Annotated in this window: 12 protein-coding genes and 1 tRNA gene; 10 read left to right on the plus strand and 3 right to left on the minus strand. The window is 70.9% G+C overall.

The window, feature by feature from the left end:
* Positions 1-115: 115 nt before the first annotated feature.
* From ACIQPT_RS25165 to ACIQPT_RS25175, 3 genes are all read left to right on the plus strand, one after another.
* A complete protein-coding gene (locus tag ACIQPT_RS25165; RefSeq protein ID WP_401158693.1) occupies positions 116-859 on the plus strand; it encodes a response regulator transcription factor in 744 nt (247 codons plus the stop codon).
* Positions 856-2283, plus strand: a complete 1428-nt coding sequence (locus ACIQPT_RS25170) for a sensor histidine kinase (protein ID WP_401158696.1) — start codon at positions 856-858, stop codon at positions 2281-2283. Before ACIQPT_RS25165 ends, ACIQPT_RS25170 begins: the two co-directional genes overlap by 4 nt.
* 213 nt (positions 2284-2496) lie before the next feature.
* Positions 2497-3996, plus strand: coding sequence for a cellulose binding domain-containing protein (locus ACIQPT_RS25175; RefSeq protein WP_401158698.1), 1500 nt, complete (start codon positions 2497-2499; stop codon positions 3994-3996).
* A gap of 91 nt (positions 3997-4087) precedes the next feature.
* Here ACIQPT_RS25175 and ACIQPT_RS25180 read toward each other — a convergent pair whose 3' ends face one another.
* Positions 4088-5755: a bifunctional aspartate transaminase/aspartate 4-decarboxylase gene (locus tag ACIQPT_RS25180; protein WP_401158700.1), complete on the minus strand. Its 1668-nt coding sequence runs from the start codon at positions 5753-5755 to the stop codon at positions 4088-4090.
* A 50-nt stretch (positions 5756-5805) separates the two neighbouring features.
* Positions 5806-7482: an aspartate-alanine antiporter gene (gene aspT, locus ACIQPT_RS25185; RefSeq protein ID WP_401158702.1), complete on the minus strand. Its 1677-nt coding sequence runs from the start codon at positions 7480-7482 to the stop codon at positions 5806-5808.
* 294 nt (positions 7483-7776) lie between these two features.
* On the opposite strand from aspT, the gene ACIQPT_RS25190 reads away from it, so the two are divergent.
* The 7 genes from ACIQPT_RS25190 to ACIQPT_RS25220 all read left to right on the plus strand — a co-directional run bounded on the left by ACIQPT_RS25190 (position 7777) and on the right by ACIQPT_RS25220 (position 16982).
* The gene (locus ACIQPT_RS25190; RefSeq protein WP_401158705.1) at positions 7777-9099 is read left to right on the plus strand and encodes an ABC transporter substrate-binding protein; all 1323 of its coding nucleotides are present in this window, start codon (positions 7777-7779) and stop codon (positions 9097-9099) included.
* A 164-nt stretch (positions 9100-9263) separates the two neighbouring features.
* Positions 9264-10262, plus strand: coding sequence for a carbohydrate ABC transporter permease (locus tag ACIQPT_RS25195; RefSeq protein WP_401158707.1), 999 nt, complete (start codon positions 9264-9266; stop codon positions 10260-10262).
* A 14-nt stretch (positions 10263-10276) separates the two neighbouring features.
* Positions 10277-11197 carry a carbohydrate ABC transporter permease gene (locus ACIQPT_RS25200; RefSeq protein WP_401158709.1) on the plus strand — a complete coding sequence of 307 codons (921 nt, stop codon included), beginning with the start codon at positions 10277-10279 and terminating at the stop codon, positions 11195-11197.
* A gap of 59 nt (positions 11198-11256) precedes the next feature.
* Positions 11257-12726 (plus strand): GH1 family beta-glucosidase, encoded by a 1470-nt coding sequence (locus ACIQPT_RS25205; protein ID WP_401158711.1) that lies wholly within the window; start codon positions 11257-11259, stop codon positions 12724-12726.
* A gap of 167 nt (positions 12727-12893) precedes the next feature.
* Positions 12894-13931 carry a LacI family DNA-binding transcriptional regulator gene (locus ACIQPT_RS25210; RefSeq protein WP_401158713.1) on the plus strand — a complete coding sequence of 346 codons (1038 nt, stop codon included), beginning with the start codon at positions 12894-12896 and terminating at the stop codon, positions 13929-13931.
* 184 nt (positions 13932-14115) lie between these two features.
* Positions 14116-16206, plus strand: coding sequence for a TerD family protein (locus tag ACIQPT_RS25215; RefSeq protein WP_401158843.1), 2091 nt, complete (start codon positions 14116-14118; stop codon positions 16204-16206).
* Between the two features lie 185 nt (positions 16207-16391).
* Complete coding sequence (locus tag ACIQPT_RS25220) at positions 16392-16982, plus strand: lytic polysaccharide monooxygenase (RefSeq protein ID WP_401158716.1); 591 nt, start codon at positions 16392-16394, stop codon at positions 16980-16982.
* A 71-nt stretch (positions 16983-17053) separates the two neighbouring features.
* Here ACIQPT_RS25220 and ACIQPT_RS25225 read toward each other — a convergent pair.
* Positions 17054-17126: transfer RNA gene (locus ACIQPT_RS25225), tRNA-His, on the minus strand.
* Between the last annotated feature and the right edge of the window lie 12 nt (positions 17127-17138).

Here is a 17138-nt window from a genome sequence, read left to right on the forward strand (position 1 = left end):
CCCGGCCCGCCATGGCTTCCGTCAGGGGCCCCGAACAAACGCTCTTCTCCGGCCTTTGCGGAGGTTTCCGACGGGGCCGGGACCGGGCCCGCCGGCATGGCGTACGGTGCCGCCCATGGCAAGTGTGCTCGTGGTCGAGGACGACCAGTTCGTACGTTCCGCCCTCATCCGGCACCTCAGTGAGGCCTCCCACACGGTACGGAGCGTGGGCACCGCGCTCGAAGCGCTGCGCGAGGTCGCGCACTTCCGCTTCGACGTGGTCATCCTCGATCTCGGGCTGCCCGACCTGGACGGCGCCGAGGCGCTGAAGATGCTGCGGTCCATCACCGATGTGCCCGTGATCATCGCCACCGCCCGGGACGACGAGAGCGAGATCGTCCGGCTGCTCAACGACGGCGCCGACGACTACCTGACGAAGCCGTTCTCCGTCGAGCACCTCTCCGCCCGGATGGCCGCCGTGCTGCGCCGCTCGCGCGCCGCCGGCGGCGAGGCCCCGCCGCCCCGGGTCATCCGCGTCGGCGGGCTCTCCATCGACCCGCTGCGCCGCAGCGCCGAGCTGGACGGGGCCGGACTCGACCTGACCCGGCGCGAATTCGACCTGCTCACCTTCCTGGCCGGGCGGCCCGGCGTGGTCGTCGCCCGCAAGGAGCTGCTGGCCGAGGTCTGGCAGCAGTCCTACGGCGACGACCAGACCATCGACGTCCATCTGTCCTGGCTGCGCCGCAAGCTCGGCGAGACCGCCGCCCGCCCGCGCTATCTGCACACCCTGCGCGGCGTCGGCGTGAAGCTCCAGCCGCCGGCCGACGCCGGGCACCCCGACGCCCCGGACGGCTCGCCGGTCGCGGAGCCGCCCGCATGAGATGGGCCCTGGTCAAGGTCTGCCTGGCGGTCACCGCCATGGTCGTCATCGCCTTCGCCGTACCGCTCGGACTCGTCATCCGGGAGATGGCCAGCGACCGGGCGTTCTCCGACGCCGAACGCCAGGCCGCGATGATCGCCCCGACCCTCTCCATCACCACCGACCGCGAGGAACTGACCCGGGCCGTCCTGTCCACCGAACCGGGCGACCGGGGACGCCTCGCCGTCCATGTCCCCGCCGAGGACGGGCCCCTGGACATCGGCACCCGGCGCGCCACCCCCAAGGACGTGGAGACCGTGCGCAAGGCCGGGCGCGCCTCCATCACCGAGGTCACCGGCGGCTTCGCCCTCCTCCAGCCGACCGCGCTGGGCACCGGGGACATCGCCGTCGTCGAGGTGTTCGTCCCCGAGGGCGAGGTGTCCAACGGGGTCGCCACCGCCTGGCTGATGCTGGCGGGCGTCGGCGTCGCGCTGATCGTCGGCTCGGTCGCGGTCGCCGACCGGCTCGGCGTACGGATGGTGCAGCCCGCCCAGCGCCTCGCGGGCGCCGCCCAGGACCTGGGGGAGGGCCGCCTCGGCACCCGGGTCCCCGAGGAGGGGCCCACCGAACTGCGTTCCGCGGCCGTCGCGTTCAACTCCATGGCCGACCAGGTCGTCCAGCTCCTGGCCAACGAGCGCGAGCTGGCCGCCGACCTCTCGCACCGGCTGCGCACCCCGCTCACCGTGCTCCGGCTGAACGCCGCGTCGCTCGGCGAGGGCCCGGCGGCCGAGCAGACCCGGGCGGCGGTCCAGCAGTTGGAGCACGAGGTCGACACGATCATCCGCACCGCCCGCGAACAGCGACCGCAGACCCAGGGAGTGCAGACGGGGGCGGGCTGCGACGCCTCCGAGGTGATCCGCGAACGCATGGGCTTCTGGTCGGCGCTCGCGGAGGACGAGGGCCGCGAGGTGCGCCTCGCGGGAGTCGACCGTACGGTACGCATCCCGGTGGCCCGGCCCGAACTGGCCGCCGCCCTGGACGCGTTGCTCGGCAACGTCTTCCGCCACACCCCCGAGGGCACCGCCTTCTCCGTCGACGTCCACCACAGCGGTGACGCGGTCATCGTGCTCGTCTCCGACGCCGGCCCGGGGATCCCCGACCCGAAGGCGGCCCTCGCCCGGGGCGCCAGCGGGCGCGACGGGGCGAACGGGTCCGTCGGCTCCACCGGCCTCGGCCTGGACATCGTGCGCCGGGTCGCCGAGTCCACCGGCGGCGACCTGCGCATCGGCCGGTCGGTCCTCGGCGGCACGGAGGTCCGGATCTGGATCGGCCTGCACGGCAGCCGCCCCGAGCGCGGCCGGCGCGGACACGGCCGCCGGGTCGGCCGCCGGCTGGGCCGCCAGCGGGGCGGCGAGAGCCGTACCGCCACCGGGTCCCAGCACTGAGCCGCCGCAGCTTCCTGGCATCGACCCGCCACCGGGGCTCCAGCATTAACCCGCGCCCATGCGTTCCTTAAGCGCGTCCTAAGAACATCAACTCCCGCCCGTAACGCCCTCTTTGCCCGTTCCGCTGCGGCTAGCGTGCTCTCGAGATCCCGGACAGGAAATACCGGGCAGATCCGCAGATCCGCAGAACGCAGAGTCAGGCAGGGCACGTTGATGGCTTCCCGTACGCACCGTCGCACGACGACCACCCGCACCAAGGCGATCGGCGCGGTCGTGGCCGCCGCCGTCATCGGCGGCACGGTCCTCGCGCTGACCGGCACGGCGCAGGCCGCCGCGATCGGCGCCGCCTACACCCGTACCAGCGCCTGGGACGGCGGCTACACCGGCCAGTACGTCGTCACCAACGAGACGGACAAGCCCCTTACCGACTGGACGCTGGAGTTCGACCTCCCGGCGGGCACGAAGATCGGCTCGCTCTGGAACGGCGAGCACACGGTGAAGGACGGCCGCGTCACCGTGAAGCCCGCGAGCTGGGACAAGGAACTCGCCCCCGGCGCGTCCGTCACCGTCGGCTTCGTCACCTCCGCCACCGGCACCGCGGGCGACCCGGCCGGCTGCCTGATCAACGACGCCGCCTGCTCCGCCGACGGCGGCGCGCCCCCCACCCCCGGCGGCCGCCCCACAAACGCCCCGACCACGGCCCCCACGCCGACGGCCACCCCCTCGTCCACTCCCTCGTCCAGCCCCTCCGCCACCGCCCCCACCAAGCCCCCCACGCCGACCCCCACTGCCACCGGTCGCCCCGGTGGCGGTGGGGAAACCGGCGCCGGGTTCGCCCCGTACGTCGACACCTCGCTCCAGCCCGCGTACGACCTCCTGGACACCGCGACGAAGACCGGCGTGAACGAGTTCCACCTCGCCTTCATCACCTCCGGCGGCGGCTGCGCACCGCTCTGGGGCGGCGTCACCGGCCTCGGCGACGACCAAGTGGCCTCCCAGATCGGCGCGTTGCGCGGCAAGGGTGGTGACGTCCGGGTCTCCTTCGGCGGTGCGGCCGGCGCCGAACTGGCCCTCAACTGCTCCTCCGCCGACGAGCTCGCCGCCGCGTACGGCAAGGTCGTCGACGCCTACGACCTCACCAAGGTCGACTTCGACATCGAGGGCGCCGCCCTGCCCGACACGGCGGCCAACACCCGCCGCTCCCAGGCCATCGCCCAGCTCCAGAAGACGTACCCGGACCTCGATGTCGCCTTCACGCTGCCCGTCATGCCCGAGGGCCTGACCCAGCCGGGCGTGGACCTGCTGGCCGACGCGGAGAAGAACGGCGTCCGCGTCGACGGGGTCAACATCATGGCGATGGACTACGGTCCCGCCTACAGCGACGACATGGGCGAGTACGCGATCCAGGCGGCGACCGCCACCCAGGCCCAGATCAAGGGCGTCCTCGGCCTCTCCGACGCCGCCGCGTGGCAGGCCGTCGCGGTCACCCCGATGATCGGCGTGAACGACGTCGTCACCGAGATCTTCACCGTCGAGGACGCGACCCAACTGGTGAAGTTCGCCCAGGACAAGGGCATCGGCCGCCTCGCGATGTGGTCCGGCACCCGGGACAAGGCCTGCCCGGGCGGGCCCAAGCCGGAAGCCGACGCCACGTGCAGCTCGATCGACCAGGAGCCGCTGGCCTTCACGAAGGCGTTCGCGGCCTACAAGTAGCCCGCACGCTCTCTGTTCCCCCCGAACCGCTGAGCCCCCCACCGCGCGCCCCGGCCGGGCCCCACCCCACCCCCGGCCGGGGCGCGCCCCTTCACGTGGAATCCCCGGCCCGCCACTCCTGCGCGTACTCGTCGAAGATCGCCCGCAGATGATGGCCGATCTTCAGATAGTCCAGGTCATCCAGGTTGGCCAGCGACACCCGCACCGACCACTCCGGACCGTCGAAGCCACCGCCGTTGAGCAGGACCACCGAGGTCTGCTCGGCCAGCCGGAACAGCGGGTCGACCGGCTCGTAGGTCTTCTCCAGGAAGTCCGCGAACGGCTTTCCGTGCACGCGTTCCGCCTCGGCCAGCAGATCCAGCTCGATGTAGTACGCGGCCCGCTTCGGGTCCTCCGAGACCTTCATGTGCACGCCCTCCAGCAGGAGTTCGAGCCGCTGTTGGACGATCGCCCGGATCCGGTGCTTGTAGTCCTGCCCCTCGTCCAGCATGTCGAACAGCGAGAACAGCGTCATCATCACCTGCTGCGGCAGCGACAGCCCCGCCGTGTGGTTCAGCGCCACCTGCCGGGAGTCCGCCACCAGCCGGTCGATGAACCGGATCTTCCCCGGCTCCAGCGACAGGGTCCCGTACCGCTGGTCGAGCCGGTCCTTCTGCTCCTGGTCCTGCTCCGCCAGCATCGTGTCGATCACGTTGTCGTCGTGCAGCGCGATCACCCCGAGCCGCCAGCCGGTCGCCCCGTAGTGCTTGGAGTAGGAGTAGACGAGGAGCGTGTTGCGCGGCAGGTCGGCCGCGAGCGAGCGGAAGCCCTCCACGAAGGTCCCGTACACATCGTCGGTCACGATGATCAGGTTCGGGTTCCGCTCGCCGACGATGGACACGATCTGCTCGGAGACCCGGGTGGAGAGCGCCAGCGAGGGCGGGTTGCTCGGGTTCACGCAGCAGACCAGCTTCACCGAGGGGTCGGCGAGCTTGGCGATCTCCTCCTCCGGGTAGCGCCACTGCCGCACCCCGGTCTCCGTGAACAGGCTCGCCTCCACCCGCACCACGTCGAAGCCGTACGTGTCCAGCTCCGGGATCTCCAGGTACGGGGTGAACACCGGCACCATCAGGGCGATCCGGTCGCCCTTCGCCAGGATCCCGTTCTTCATCAGCGAGTCGAAGACGTAGCACATCGCCGCCGTGCCGCCCTCGGTGGCGAACAGGCTCAGCGTCTGTCCCTCCGGCGGCCGGTGGTCGAACATCTCATCCGCGATGTAGCCGCGCACGATCTGCTCGGTGTGGTGCAGGATCCGGTCCGGCACCGGGTAGTTGTCGCCGATCGAGGAGTCCGCCAGCTCGTGCGTGAACGCGTCCCGGTCGAAGCCGAACCGCTTCACCGCCAGGTCCACGCTCGCCTTCAGCAGTTCGATGCCCGGCAGCTCCGGGTGCGTACGGACGAAGCGCTCGAAGCGCTCCGCACACCCCGCCTGCTCCGGCATGCCGCCCAGGTTGTCGGCCGTCCACACCCGCCGGGACTCCGAGAGCGCGAAGTAGCCGAGCGCGTGGTACGCCTCGCGGGGCCCGGTGGCGACCCAGTTCGGGTTGCCGCGGCCCGCGTTGAGCATCGTCCGGGCCGACTTTCCCTTCTGGCCCGGCCGGCCGCTCTGCGCGGCCGTCGCGATCTGGATGAACTTGTCCTTCAGCTCGAACGGGGAGAGCTGGGCGAACGACCGGATCTCCTCACGGCTGAAGCTGGTTCTGTGCGGGGTGGTGTCCATGGTGGTGGTGTCCGTTCCGTACGGGTCGGTGGTCGCGGAGGGCGATCACGTCAGCTGCCCAGGACGCCGACGAGGATGGGCCCGGTCAGCGGCAGCAGGAAGTTGGAGAGCGTGTACGTGATCGTGTAGCCGAGGAGCGGGACGGAGCTCTGGGCCACCTGGGTGATGGAGGTGATCGCCGGGGTCGAGCACTGCTGTCCGGCGATGGCGCCGATCAGCAGCGGTTTCTCGATCTTCAGCAGCTTGCGCCCGACGACCAGCGAGATGGTCGCCGGGACCAGCACCATGGCGATGCCCGCGAACGGCAGCAACGCCCCGTACTCCTTCAGCAGCGGCCAGGCCTGCGGTCCGGCGGCCAGCCCGGTGCAGGCGATGAAGACGGCCAGGCCCATGTCCTTGAGCGTGGTCGCGGCCTGCGGCGGGAACGCGCCGAAGGTCTGGCTGCGGGAGCGGAACCAGCCGAAGACCAGGCCGGAGATCAGACAGCCGCCGCCGGTGCCGAGCGACATCGGGACGTCCCCGAACGTGACGACGATCTGGCCGAGCAGGGAGCCCGCCACGATGCCGAAGCCGAGGTAGATGAAGTCGGTGGCGTCGTTCTTCACGACCGCGCCGAGCTTCGCGACGACCCGGTTCAGCCCGCCCCGGGCGCCGACCAGGGTGAGCACGTCGCCCCGGGCCAGGACCGTCTCCCCGCTGGCGGGCAGGTGCTGGTCGTTGCGCAGGACGTCGGTGACGTAGACGCCGTCCTTGCGGAACTCCGGATGGCGTTTGACCAGCCGGTCGATGCTCGCGCCGATCGTCTCCTTCTCGGTGACGGCGACCTGGCCGGTGGCCAGCGGGGTGTCGAGCCCCGGCACGGCCGGCGTCTCCGGGCCGATCTCCCGGCCCGCCTCGATGATGGCGGAGCGCACTCCGACCACCTGGATCAGGTCGCTGAGCGTCAGCTCCAGACCGGGGGAGGGGGTGAGCAGCCTGCTGCCGCGCTTGACGCCCTCGACGGTGATCCGGCCGCCCAGGGCGCTCTCCAGATCACCGACGGTCCGCCCGTCCGCCAGCGTCACGAGGTAGGTGCGGCCGACCATGCCGGGCAGCGCCTCACGCTCGTCGGACTCGAGACCGCTCTGTCCGCCGCGCATCTTCTCCCACAGCTCGCGGGAGGCGTCCGCCAGGTTGATGCGGAGCAGCATCGGCATGATCTGGCTGGTGAAGAGCACGATGGTGATCAGGCCGAACAGATAGCAGACCGTGTACGCGGTGGCCACGTGCCCCTGGTACTGGCTGATCTGCTCGGAGGTCAGGTTGTCGAGCTTGCCGATGGCCTCGGTCGCCGTCCCGACGACGGCGGACTCGGTGGCCGCCCCCGCGAGGATTCCGGCCGCCGTGCCCACGTCCAGGTCGAAGGCCTTGGCGAGCCCGTAGGCGATGCCGAGGACGCAGACCAGTTCGATCAGGCAGAGCGTGAAGAAGCGCAGGCTCTTGCGGTTGAGGTTGGCGAAGAACTGCGGCCCGGCCAGGTAGCCGAGCGAGAAGATGAACAGGGCGAAGAAGACGGTCTTGACGTCGTCGTCGACGCTGACGTGCCGGGTGCCGATCAGCAGCGACACGATCAGGGTGCCGCAGATGCCGCCGAGGGTGATCGGGCCGACGCGGAGCTTGCCGACGAGGTAGCCGGCCGCGAGGCAGAAGAAGAGGGCCAGTTCGGGATGGTCACGCAGGACGCCCATCCCGCCTCACTCACCGTGGCTGGTGTCGGTGACCGGGATGATCAAAAGGTACATAAGGGAGAAATTAACAGGGGTGGGGTGCTCGGGCGCCTCATTCGGCCCGGCCTGCCCTCGTTCACCTTCCGACGGGAGGGCGGCCCAACAGCCCCTCCGTGACCCGCCGGACATCCCTCGGCAACGGAATCGTCTTCAACTCTTGACACCCACCCCCTTCAGGCAGCAACCTTCCGGCAACGATGCATGGGAGCGCTCCCATGCGCCATTGCCGGAATCCCCGGAACAAGGAGCAGTGGAATGCGCATCACCCGCAGCGTTGCCGGTCGACGCCACAGAACCGCCCTCGTGGCCACCACGGGCCTCACGGTCACCGCCCTCCTCCTCGCCGGATGCGGCGGCTCGTCCGACTCGGACAAGGGAGCCGACGCGGACGGGAACATCACCCTGACCGTCGCCGACTTCGGGCAGTTCGGGTACAAGGAGGCCGGGCTCTTCGAGAAGTACCACAAGCTGAACCCGAAGATCACGGTCAAGGAGGACACCACCGCCGAGGAGAAGAACTACTACCCCAAGCTCCTCCAGCAGCTGAACTCCGGCAGCGGCCTCGCCGACGTCCAGGGCATCGAGGTCGGCCGGATCAAGGAGATCGTCGACACCAAGGCGGACTCCTTCGCCGACCTCTCCAAGGCGATCGGCGTGGACGAGTGGGTGTCGTGGAAGGCGAAGCAGGCCACCGCCCCCAGCGGCGCGGTCATCGGCGCGGGCACCGACATCGGCCCCATGTCCCTCTGTTACAATCGTGAGCTGTTCGAGAAGGCCGGACTGCCCACCGACCGCGCCGAGGTCGCCAAGCTGACCGAGGGCGGCTGGGAGGACTTCCTCGCGCTCGGCGAGCAGTACAAGAAGAAGGCGCCGAAGGGCACCTACTTCATGGACTCCGCGAGCGCCATGTTCAACGCCGTGGTCAGCTCCAGCCCCGAGCAGTACTACGACGCGAGCGGCAAGCCGATCTACGAGAAGAGCGCCAGCGTCGAGAAGGGCTGGAAGCTCGCCGCCGAGGCCGCGTCCAAGAAGCTGACGCAGGGCCTGGCCCAGTTCGAGGACCCGTGGCAGGCGGCCCTGCGCAAGAGCACCATCGCCACCGTCGTCTGCCCCGCCTGGATGGCCGGCCAGATCTCCACGTACGCCGGTGACGCCAACAAGGGCAAGTGGGACATCACCAGCGCCCCCGGCAACACCTCCGCCAACTGGGGCGGCTCCTTCCTCGCCGTCCCCAAGTCCGGGAAGAACGTCGCCGAGGCGTCCAAGCTCGTCGCGTGGCTGACCGCCCCCGAGCAGCAGGCCGCCGTCTTCAAGGCGATCGGTGTCTTCCCGTCCAACCAGGGCGCCTATGAACTGCCCGACGTGAAGAACGCGACCCTGCCGTACTTCAACGACGCCCCCATCGGCCAGATCTACGCCGACGGCGCGAAGTCCATCCCCGAGGCGGTCCTCGGCCCGAAGGACGGCGTGATCAAGGACTCCATCTCCACCCAGATCAACAACATGGAGCAGCGCGGCACCAGCCCCGACAAGGCCTGGGACGCGGCCGTGCGGACGATCGAGAAGGCCATCGGCTGACCTGACGCCCGACCGGCCCGAGCCGATCGCAGCGCCGGGGCGGGCGGCACCCGCCCGCCCCGGCCGCCCGTCCGCCGCCCGTCCACCTCCCGTCGCCCCTCCAGCCGCCCACCCCCAGCCGCCCCGGCCGTCCGTCGGCGCACCCAGGGAAGGACTCCCCGCCCGTGGCAACCTCGACCCCCACCCGGGATGCGTACGTACCCCCGCCCCGCCAGCCGCAGAAACAACCGCCCAGCGAGCGGCGGCAGTTGTGGCGCAGCCGGCTGTGGCGGTTCGACGACAAGGCCTCCCCGTACGCGTACATCGCACCGTTCTTCCTCGTCTTCGGGGCCTTCGGGCTCTACCCGCTCCTCTACACCGGCTGGATCGCCCTGCACCGGGTGGAGATGACCGGCCTGGACTCGATGGAGTGGGTGGGCTGGGAGAACTTCGACAAGATCCTGCACGACCCCGAGTTCTGGACCTCGGTCAGCAACACCTTCCTGATCGGCGTCATCTCCACCGTCCCGCAGCTCCTGGTGGCCCTGGGCCTGGCCCACCTCCTCAACTACCGTCTGCGCGCCAGCACGTTCTGGCGCACGATCATCCTGACGCCGTACGCCACCTCGGTCGCCTCGGCCGCCCTCGTCTTCGCGCTGGTCTTCCGGGCGGACGGCGGACTGCTCAACTGGACGCTCGGCCTCGTCGGCTTCGACCCGGTCAACTGGGCCAACGGACACTGGACTTCGAAGCTCGCCATCTCGATCATCGTGATCTGGCGCTGGACCGGCTACAACGCGCTGATCTACCTCGCGGCGATGCAGGCGGTCCCCAACGACCTCTACGAAGCAGCCTCGTTGGACGGCGCGTCGCGCTGGCAGCAGTTCCGCAAGGTCACCATCCCCTCGCTGCGGCCGACGATCCTGTTCACCATCGTCATCTCCACCATCGGCTCCATGCAGCTCTTCGGCGAACCGCTGCTGCTGGAGGGCGGTGCGATGGGCGCCACCGGCGGCAACGAGAACCAGTACGAGACGCTCAGCATCTACCTCTACAACTACGGCTGGAACCTCGGACATCTCGGTCCGGCCGCCGCCGTCGCCTGGGCGATGCTCGCCCTCCTGCTGATCATCGCCGCGGCCAACTGGTTCTTCGGCCGATTCGTCCGCAAGTCCGCGGTCTGACCGGGAGCACCTCCATGACCATGACCAGCCCCACGCACACCGCCCCCGTGAAGCTCGCGCCGGCCCCGAAGGGCGGTGCCCCGCAGCGCCCGGGCCGCTTCCGGATGGGCGCCGGCCAGCAGATGAAGGGCGGCCCCTTCGCGTACATCGCGCTCGCCGTCGTCGGCTTCGGCTCGCTGCTGCCGCTCTACTGGACCCTGGTCGCGGCCTCCCGCACCCAGGACGAAGTCCTCGCCTCCACCCCGCCGTTCCTCCCGGGCGGCAAGCTGATCGAGAACGTCCAGACGGCCTGGGAGCAGGCCAACCTCGGCAAGGCGATCGTCAACAGCATCATCGTCTCGTCCTCGATCACCCTCGCGACGCTCTTCTTCTGCACGCTCGCCGGATACGCCTTCGCCAAGATGCGCTTCCGGGGCCGCGGCTGGCTGATGACCGCGGTCATCGCCACCCTGACCATCCCGCCGCAGCTCAGCGTCGTCCCGCTCTTCATGATGATGTCCGGCCTCGGCTGGGGCGGACAGCTCGAATCGGTGATCTTCCCGACGCTGGTCAGCGCGTTCGGCGTGTTCTTCATGCGCCAGTACCTGATCGAGGCGCTGCCGTACGAGCTGATCGAGGCGGCCAAGATCGACGGCGCGAACAACCTCCGCATCGTGGTGAGCGTGGTGCTGCCGGTGGCCCGCCCCGCGATGATGGTGCTCGGGATGCTGACCTTCGTCCAGGCGTGGAACGACTTCTTCTGGCCCTACCTCGCCCTCAACCAGCAGAACCCGACCCTTCAGGTGGCCCTCGGCCAGCTCAGCGCCTCGTACACCCCCGACCAGTCCATCGTGATGGCGGGCGCGCTGATCAGCACGCTGCCGCTGCTGGTGGTGTTCGTGGTCTTCGGCAAGAAGATCGTCGGCGGGATCATGTCCGGCGCGGTCAAGGGCTGACCACCACCTCACCCTCCTTTCCTCCTACCGCCCTCACTTCCCCCAGGGAGCGCTCCCGCATGACAGCCGTCCGACCTGACACGGTCCCGCAGCAGGCCCCCGCCGCCACGGCCCCCTTCCCGACCGGCTTCCTCTGGGGCGCGGCCACCGCCGCGTACCAGGTGGAGGGCGCGGCCGCCGAGAACGGCCGCACCCCCTCCATCTGGGACACCTTCAGCCACACGCCCGGCCGGACCCTCGGCGGGGACACCGGGGACGTGGCCGCCGACCACTTCCACCGCTACCGCGACGACGTCGCCCTGATGAAGAGCCTCGGGCTCCAGGCGTACCGCTTCTCGGTCTCCTGGTCCCGCGTCCAGCCCACCGGCCGCGGCCCCGCCGTGGAACGTGGCCTGGACTTCTACCGGTCGCTCGTCGACGAGCTGCTGGCGGCCGGCATCACGCCCGTCGCCACGCTCTACCACTGGGACCTGCCGCAGGAGCTGGAGGACGCGGGCGGCTGGCCCGAGCGCGCGACGGCCGAACGGTTCGCGGACTACGCGGCCATCATGGCCCGCGCGCTGGGCGACCGGGTCTCGATGTGGACCACGCTGAACGAGCCCTGGTGCTCGGCCTTCCTCGGTTACGGCTCCGGGGTCCACGCCCCCGGCCGCACCGAACCGGCCGCCGCGCTGCGGGCCGCCCACCACCTCAACCTCGCCCACGGCCGGGCGGCCGAGGCGCTGCGCGCGAACCTCCCCGCTGCCGCGCAGACCTCGGTCACCCTCAACCTCCACCAGGTGCGCCCGCTGACCGACAGCGAGGCGGACGCGGACGCGGCGCGCCGGATCGACGCGGTCGGCAACCGGGTCTTCACGGGCCCGATGCTGAAGGGCGCCTACCCCGAGGACCTCCTCACCGACACCGAACGCATCGTCAACTGGCCCGAGTTGATCCACGAGGGCGACCTCGCCGCGATCGCGCACCCGATCGACGTGCTCGGCGTCAACTACTACACGCCCACCATCGTCAGCGCGTCGCCCACCGGCGCGGGCGACACCCGCAACGACGGCCACGGCAGCAGCGCGCACTCCCCGTGGCCCGGCTCGGAGCACGTCGCCTTCCACCTCGCCGAGGGCCGCCCGGTCACCGCGATGAACTGGTCGGTCAAGCCGGAGGGCCTGTACGACCTCCTCATGGACGTCGCGCGCGAACACCCGGACCTGCCGCTGATGGTCACCGAGAACGGCGCGGCCTTCGACGACGCCCCGGACGCGGACGGCCGGGTCCACGACCCCGAGCGGATCGTCTATCTGGAGGGCCACCTGGACGCGGTGCGCCGGGCGGCGGCCGACGGGGCGGATGTGCGGGGCTACTTCCTCTGGTCCCTGATGGACAACTTCGAGTGGGGCTACGGCTATGCGAAGCGGTTCGGCGCGGTGTACGTCGACTACGCGACCCAGCGCCGTACGCCGAAGTCCAGCGCCTACTGGTACGGCGACGTGATCGCCCGCCACGCACTGCCCCCGGCGGCCGCCCCGGACGCCTGACCTCGTGAACACCGTGGGCCCGGTCGTTCCCGACCGGGCCCACGGCCCTTCCGTCACCGCTTGGGAGCGCTCCCAATACACTGTCCGTACCCCCGCCGGGGTGATCGATCCAGGACTTGGATTGACGTTACGGCTGTGAGAAATTGACCGGGAACGGGGAGGCGGCCATGACGGCAGCGCGAGTACGGAGCGGCGGGCGGCCCACGCTCGAAGAAGTGGCGGCACGGGCCGGGGTCGGCCGGGGCACCGCCTCGCGGGTCATCAACGGCTCGCCCCGGGTCAGCGACGCGACCCGGCAGGCGGTCGAGGCGGCCGTGGCCGAGCTGGGGTACGTCCCCAACCGGGCGGCCCGCGCCCTGGCGGGCAACCGCACCGACGCCATCGCCCTGGTGGTGCCCGAGCCGGAGACCCGCTTCTTCGCCGAGCCGTACTTCTCCGCGATAGTGCGCGGCGTCGGCGCGGCCCTGGCGGACACCGAGATGCAACTGCTCCTCACCCTCGTCGGCAACGACCGGGAACGCCGCCGCCTCGCCCAGTACCTCACCGCCCACCGCGTCGACGGGGTCCTCCTGGTCGCCGTGCACGCCGACGACCCGCTGCCGGAGCTCCTGGAGCAGCTGGGCATGCCCTGTGTGATCAGCGGCGCCCGGCACGCGGCCGAGACGCTGCCCTCGGTCGACTCCGACAACTTCGAGGGCGCGCGGGCCGCCGTCGAACACCTGGTCTCCCGGGGCCGCCGCCAGATCGCCACGATCACCGGCCGCCTGGAGGTCTACGGCGCGCAGCGCCGCCTGGACGGCTACCGCGCCGCCCTCTCCGCCGCCGGCCTGGCCCCCGACGAACGCCTCATCGCCCCCGCCGACTTCACCGAGGAGGGCGGCGCGCGGGCGATGCGCGACCTGCTGTCCCGCCGCCCCGGCCTCGACGCGGTCTTCGTCGCCTCCGACGTGATGGCCGCCGGCGCCCGCCAGGTCCTCCGCGAGGCGGACCGCCGCATCCCGGAGGACGTGGCCCTGATCGGCTTCGACGACTCGGTGGTCGCCCGCCATATGCACCCGGCCCTCACCAGCGTCCGCCAGCCCATCGAGGAGATGGGCCGCCGCATGACCCAGCTCCTCCTGGACGAGATCGCGGGCCGGGCCCCGGGCGACGAGCGCCCTTCGGTGGTACTGCCCACGGAGCTGGTGGTCCGCGACTCGTCGTGACCGCCCTCCCGGACCGTCTTTGCGATGGCTTGACCTCCGGATTTCACAAGTTCTTCACGCTCCCGGGCTCCGGCGGCTAATGTTCGCGGAGTACGGCGAATGTGTGACGCACCACACATGTCACACAGTGGGCTGCCGGGGTGCGTTCCGGGCGGCTGTGCATTTGGGGGGCCTCGTGCACGAGATGACCAAGGGCGCCAACGTCGGTCTTGCGACGCTGAGCGAGGATGTCGGTTCGGTCATGGTCAGCCTGGGGTGGAGCAGCACCACGGGCGAAGGTGACGCCGACGTATCCGTACTTCTGCTCGACGGTGACGGCAAGGTCCGCAGCGACGTCGACTTCTGCTTCTACAACAATCCCGTGGCCGGCAACGGAAGCGTGCAGTTGCTCGGCAAGACGCCCACGGCCGACGGCAGCGAGGACCGGATCAGCTTCGATCTGGACGCCGTCCCGCAGGAGATCGAGAAGGTGGTCGTCGCCGCCAGCCGCTATGCCGGCTCCCGCTTCGGCGACCTGGACGACCTCCGCCTCACCCTCGCGGACAGCGCGGGCGACGGCCTGGTCCGGTTCGCCGTGGAGGGGGCCGACGAGGTCAGCGCGGTGATCTTCGGCGAGCTGTACCGGCGCTCGGGGGAGTGGAAGTTCCGCGCGGTCGGCCAGGGGTACGCGTCCGGCCTCGCCGGGCTGGCGACCGATTACGGCGTCGACATCGACGACGACGCGACGGAGGAGTCCCCGGAAGCAGGACCGGAAGCAGGACCGGAACCGGAACCGGAGGCGCCCGATCAGCCGGCCGCCGCCGGGGAGGCCGTGCCGGAGCCGCCGGCGGTGGTTCCCGCCCAGAGCCGGGGCGTCAGGGAGACGGCCCCGGCCGCACCGCAGGCGCCCGCCGCATCGCGGACGCCTGCCGTGCCGGAACCCGGCGACCCTGACCCCGACCTCGGCCCCGCCCCCGTACCGAAGCCCGCTCGCCGCCGCCCCCGTACGGCGAAGAAGAAGGTCACGCTTCCCCGTACGGCCAAGAAGTCGCTCGCCGACAACGACACCTGGCGCTCCGCCCGGCTGTTCCCCGTGTCGGCGCTCAAGAGCGACCGTGAGCGCGAGACGCGGGCCACCTCCGTCGTGCTGTCCGTGATGGCCCAGGTGCCGGAGTTCGGCCGCCGTCTCACCGCCGGGTTCGGCGCACCGGCCGGCCGGATGGAGACGTTCACCGAGGTGACCCTGCCGCACGGGGAGTCGCCGCGCCGTCCGGACGGGGTGGTCCGGGTCGAGCGGGCGGGCAAGCTGTGGACCGCGCTCGTCGAGACCAAGACCAACGGGAACGCGCTCAAGCCCGACCAGGTGCAGGCGTACATGGACATCGCGGCCCGGCGCGGGTACGAGGCCGTGATCACCCTGTCCAACGACGTCGCGCTCGAGGGCAGCCCGCTCGTCGACGTACGGATCGACCGGCGGCGCAAGCACAAGGTGGCGCTCTGGCATCTGTCCTGGGCCGAGGTCGTGCACCAGGCGCAGATGCTGATCCGTCACGAGGGGGTCGGCAACGCCGCGCACGCCTGGCTGCTCCAGGAACTCCTCCAGTACCTCCAGCACGAGAACTCCGGATGTCACGGCTTCCAGAACATGGGCGCGGCCTGGGTCCCCGTGCGCCGGGGGATCGACGACGAGACCCTGTGCCAGGGCGACGCCCGGGCCCTGGAGGTCATCGAGAACTGGGAGCGGCTGGTCCGGCAGGTCTGCCTGCGGCTGGGCGGTGAGCTGGGGCAGAAGGTCCTGCCGGTCCAGCGCGCGCGGCGCGGCTCCGACCCGAGTGCCCGCCGTGCCGAGCTGGCCGACCACCTCTGCGAGCAGGGGAGGCTGGGCGCCGAGATCCGCATCGAGGGCACCCCGGGCGTCCTGGCCATCACCGCCGATCTGCGCACCGGCAAACTCCGTACGTCCATCGAGGTCCCCGCCGTGGAGCCGGGCTATCCCCTCAGCCGGGTCAAACGGCTGGTCCGGCGGCTCTCCGAGGCTCCCGCCGACCTCCACATCGAGACGCTCGTCGACGGCCAGGGCGTCGGCCCGCGCGGCACGCTGGAACGGCTGCGCCCGGAGCCCGCCGACATCCTCCCGAAGGACGGGGCGCAGATCACCGGCTTCCGGCTCTCCCTGTTCAAGGGCATGGGCAGCGGCCGGGGCAGCGCCGAGACCGGCTTCATCCGCAGTGTCGACGAGGCCGTGGACCGCTTCCACGCCCAGGTCGTCGCTCATGTGGAGGCGCCGGCGGTCTGACGGCGGACCCGGAGCGATCAGGTGGGCCCCGGTCTTCGGACCGGGGCCCTTTCAGTGGTATGGACATGACCAAAAGACAGGACTAGCCTCCGTCTTGGTCTAGACCAAGTGCGGCGAGCCGCCGCCCGGTCCGGCCGTCCGGTCCGTCTGTCCGCACGCTCCACCCCTCACCTCAGGAGCACCACATGCGCAGAAAGATCACGTCCTTACTCCTCGGCCTCGGCATCGCCGGGGTCTCCCTGCTGGCCACCTCCGGCAGCGCACAGAGCCACGGGTACACCGACTCGCCCGTCAGCAGGCAGCAGCTCTGCGGCGACGGCACCGTCCGCGACTGCGGGCAGATCCAGTGGGAGCCGCCGAGCGTCGAAGGCCCCAAGGGCTTTCCGACGGGCGGCCCCCGCGACGGTCTGATCTGCGCCGGGGGCAACCAGCGGTTCGCCGAGCTGGACGACCCGCGCGGCGGAGCCTGGCCCGCCTCCCGGGTGAGCGCCGGGGCGAACCACACCTTCCGCTGGCGGATCACCGCCCGGCACGCCACGACCGACTTCCGGTACTACGTCACCAAGGACGGCTACGACCCGGCCAAGCCCCTCACCCGGGCCGACCTGGAGCCGCAGCCCTTCCTGACCGTGCCCTTCGGCGGCCGGCAGCCGGGCTCGACCGTGACGCACGACGGGGCGCTGCCGCAGAAGTCGGGCAAGCATCTGATCCTCGGCGTCTGGACCATCGCGGACACCGGCAACGCCTTCTACGCCTGCTCCGACGTCACGTTCTGAGCGGCTGGGCAGCACACCGCCGCACGGCACGCGGAAGGGCCCCGGTCCAAAGACCGGGGCCCTTCCTTCAGGGTGAGTAACGGGACTTGAACCCGCGACATCCTGGACCACAACCAGGTGCTCTGCCAGCTGAGCTATACCCACCATGTCGTCCGG

The organism is Streptomyces sp. NPDC091289 (assembly GCF_044757365.1).
GTDB lineage: Bacteria > Actinomycetota > Actinomycetes > Streptomycetales > Streptomycetaceae > Streptomyces.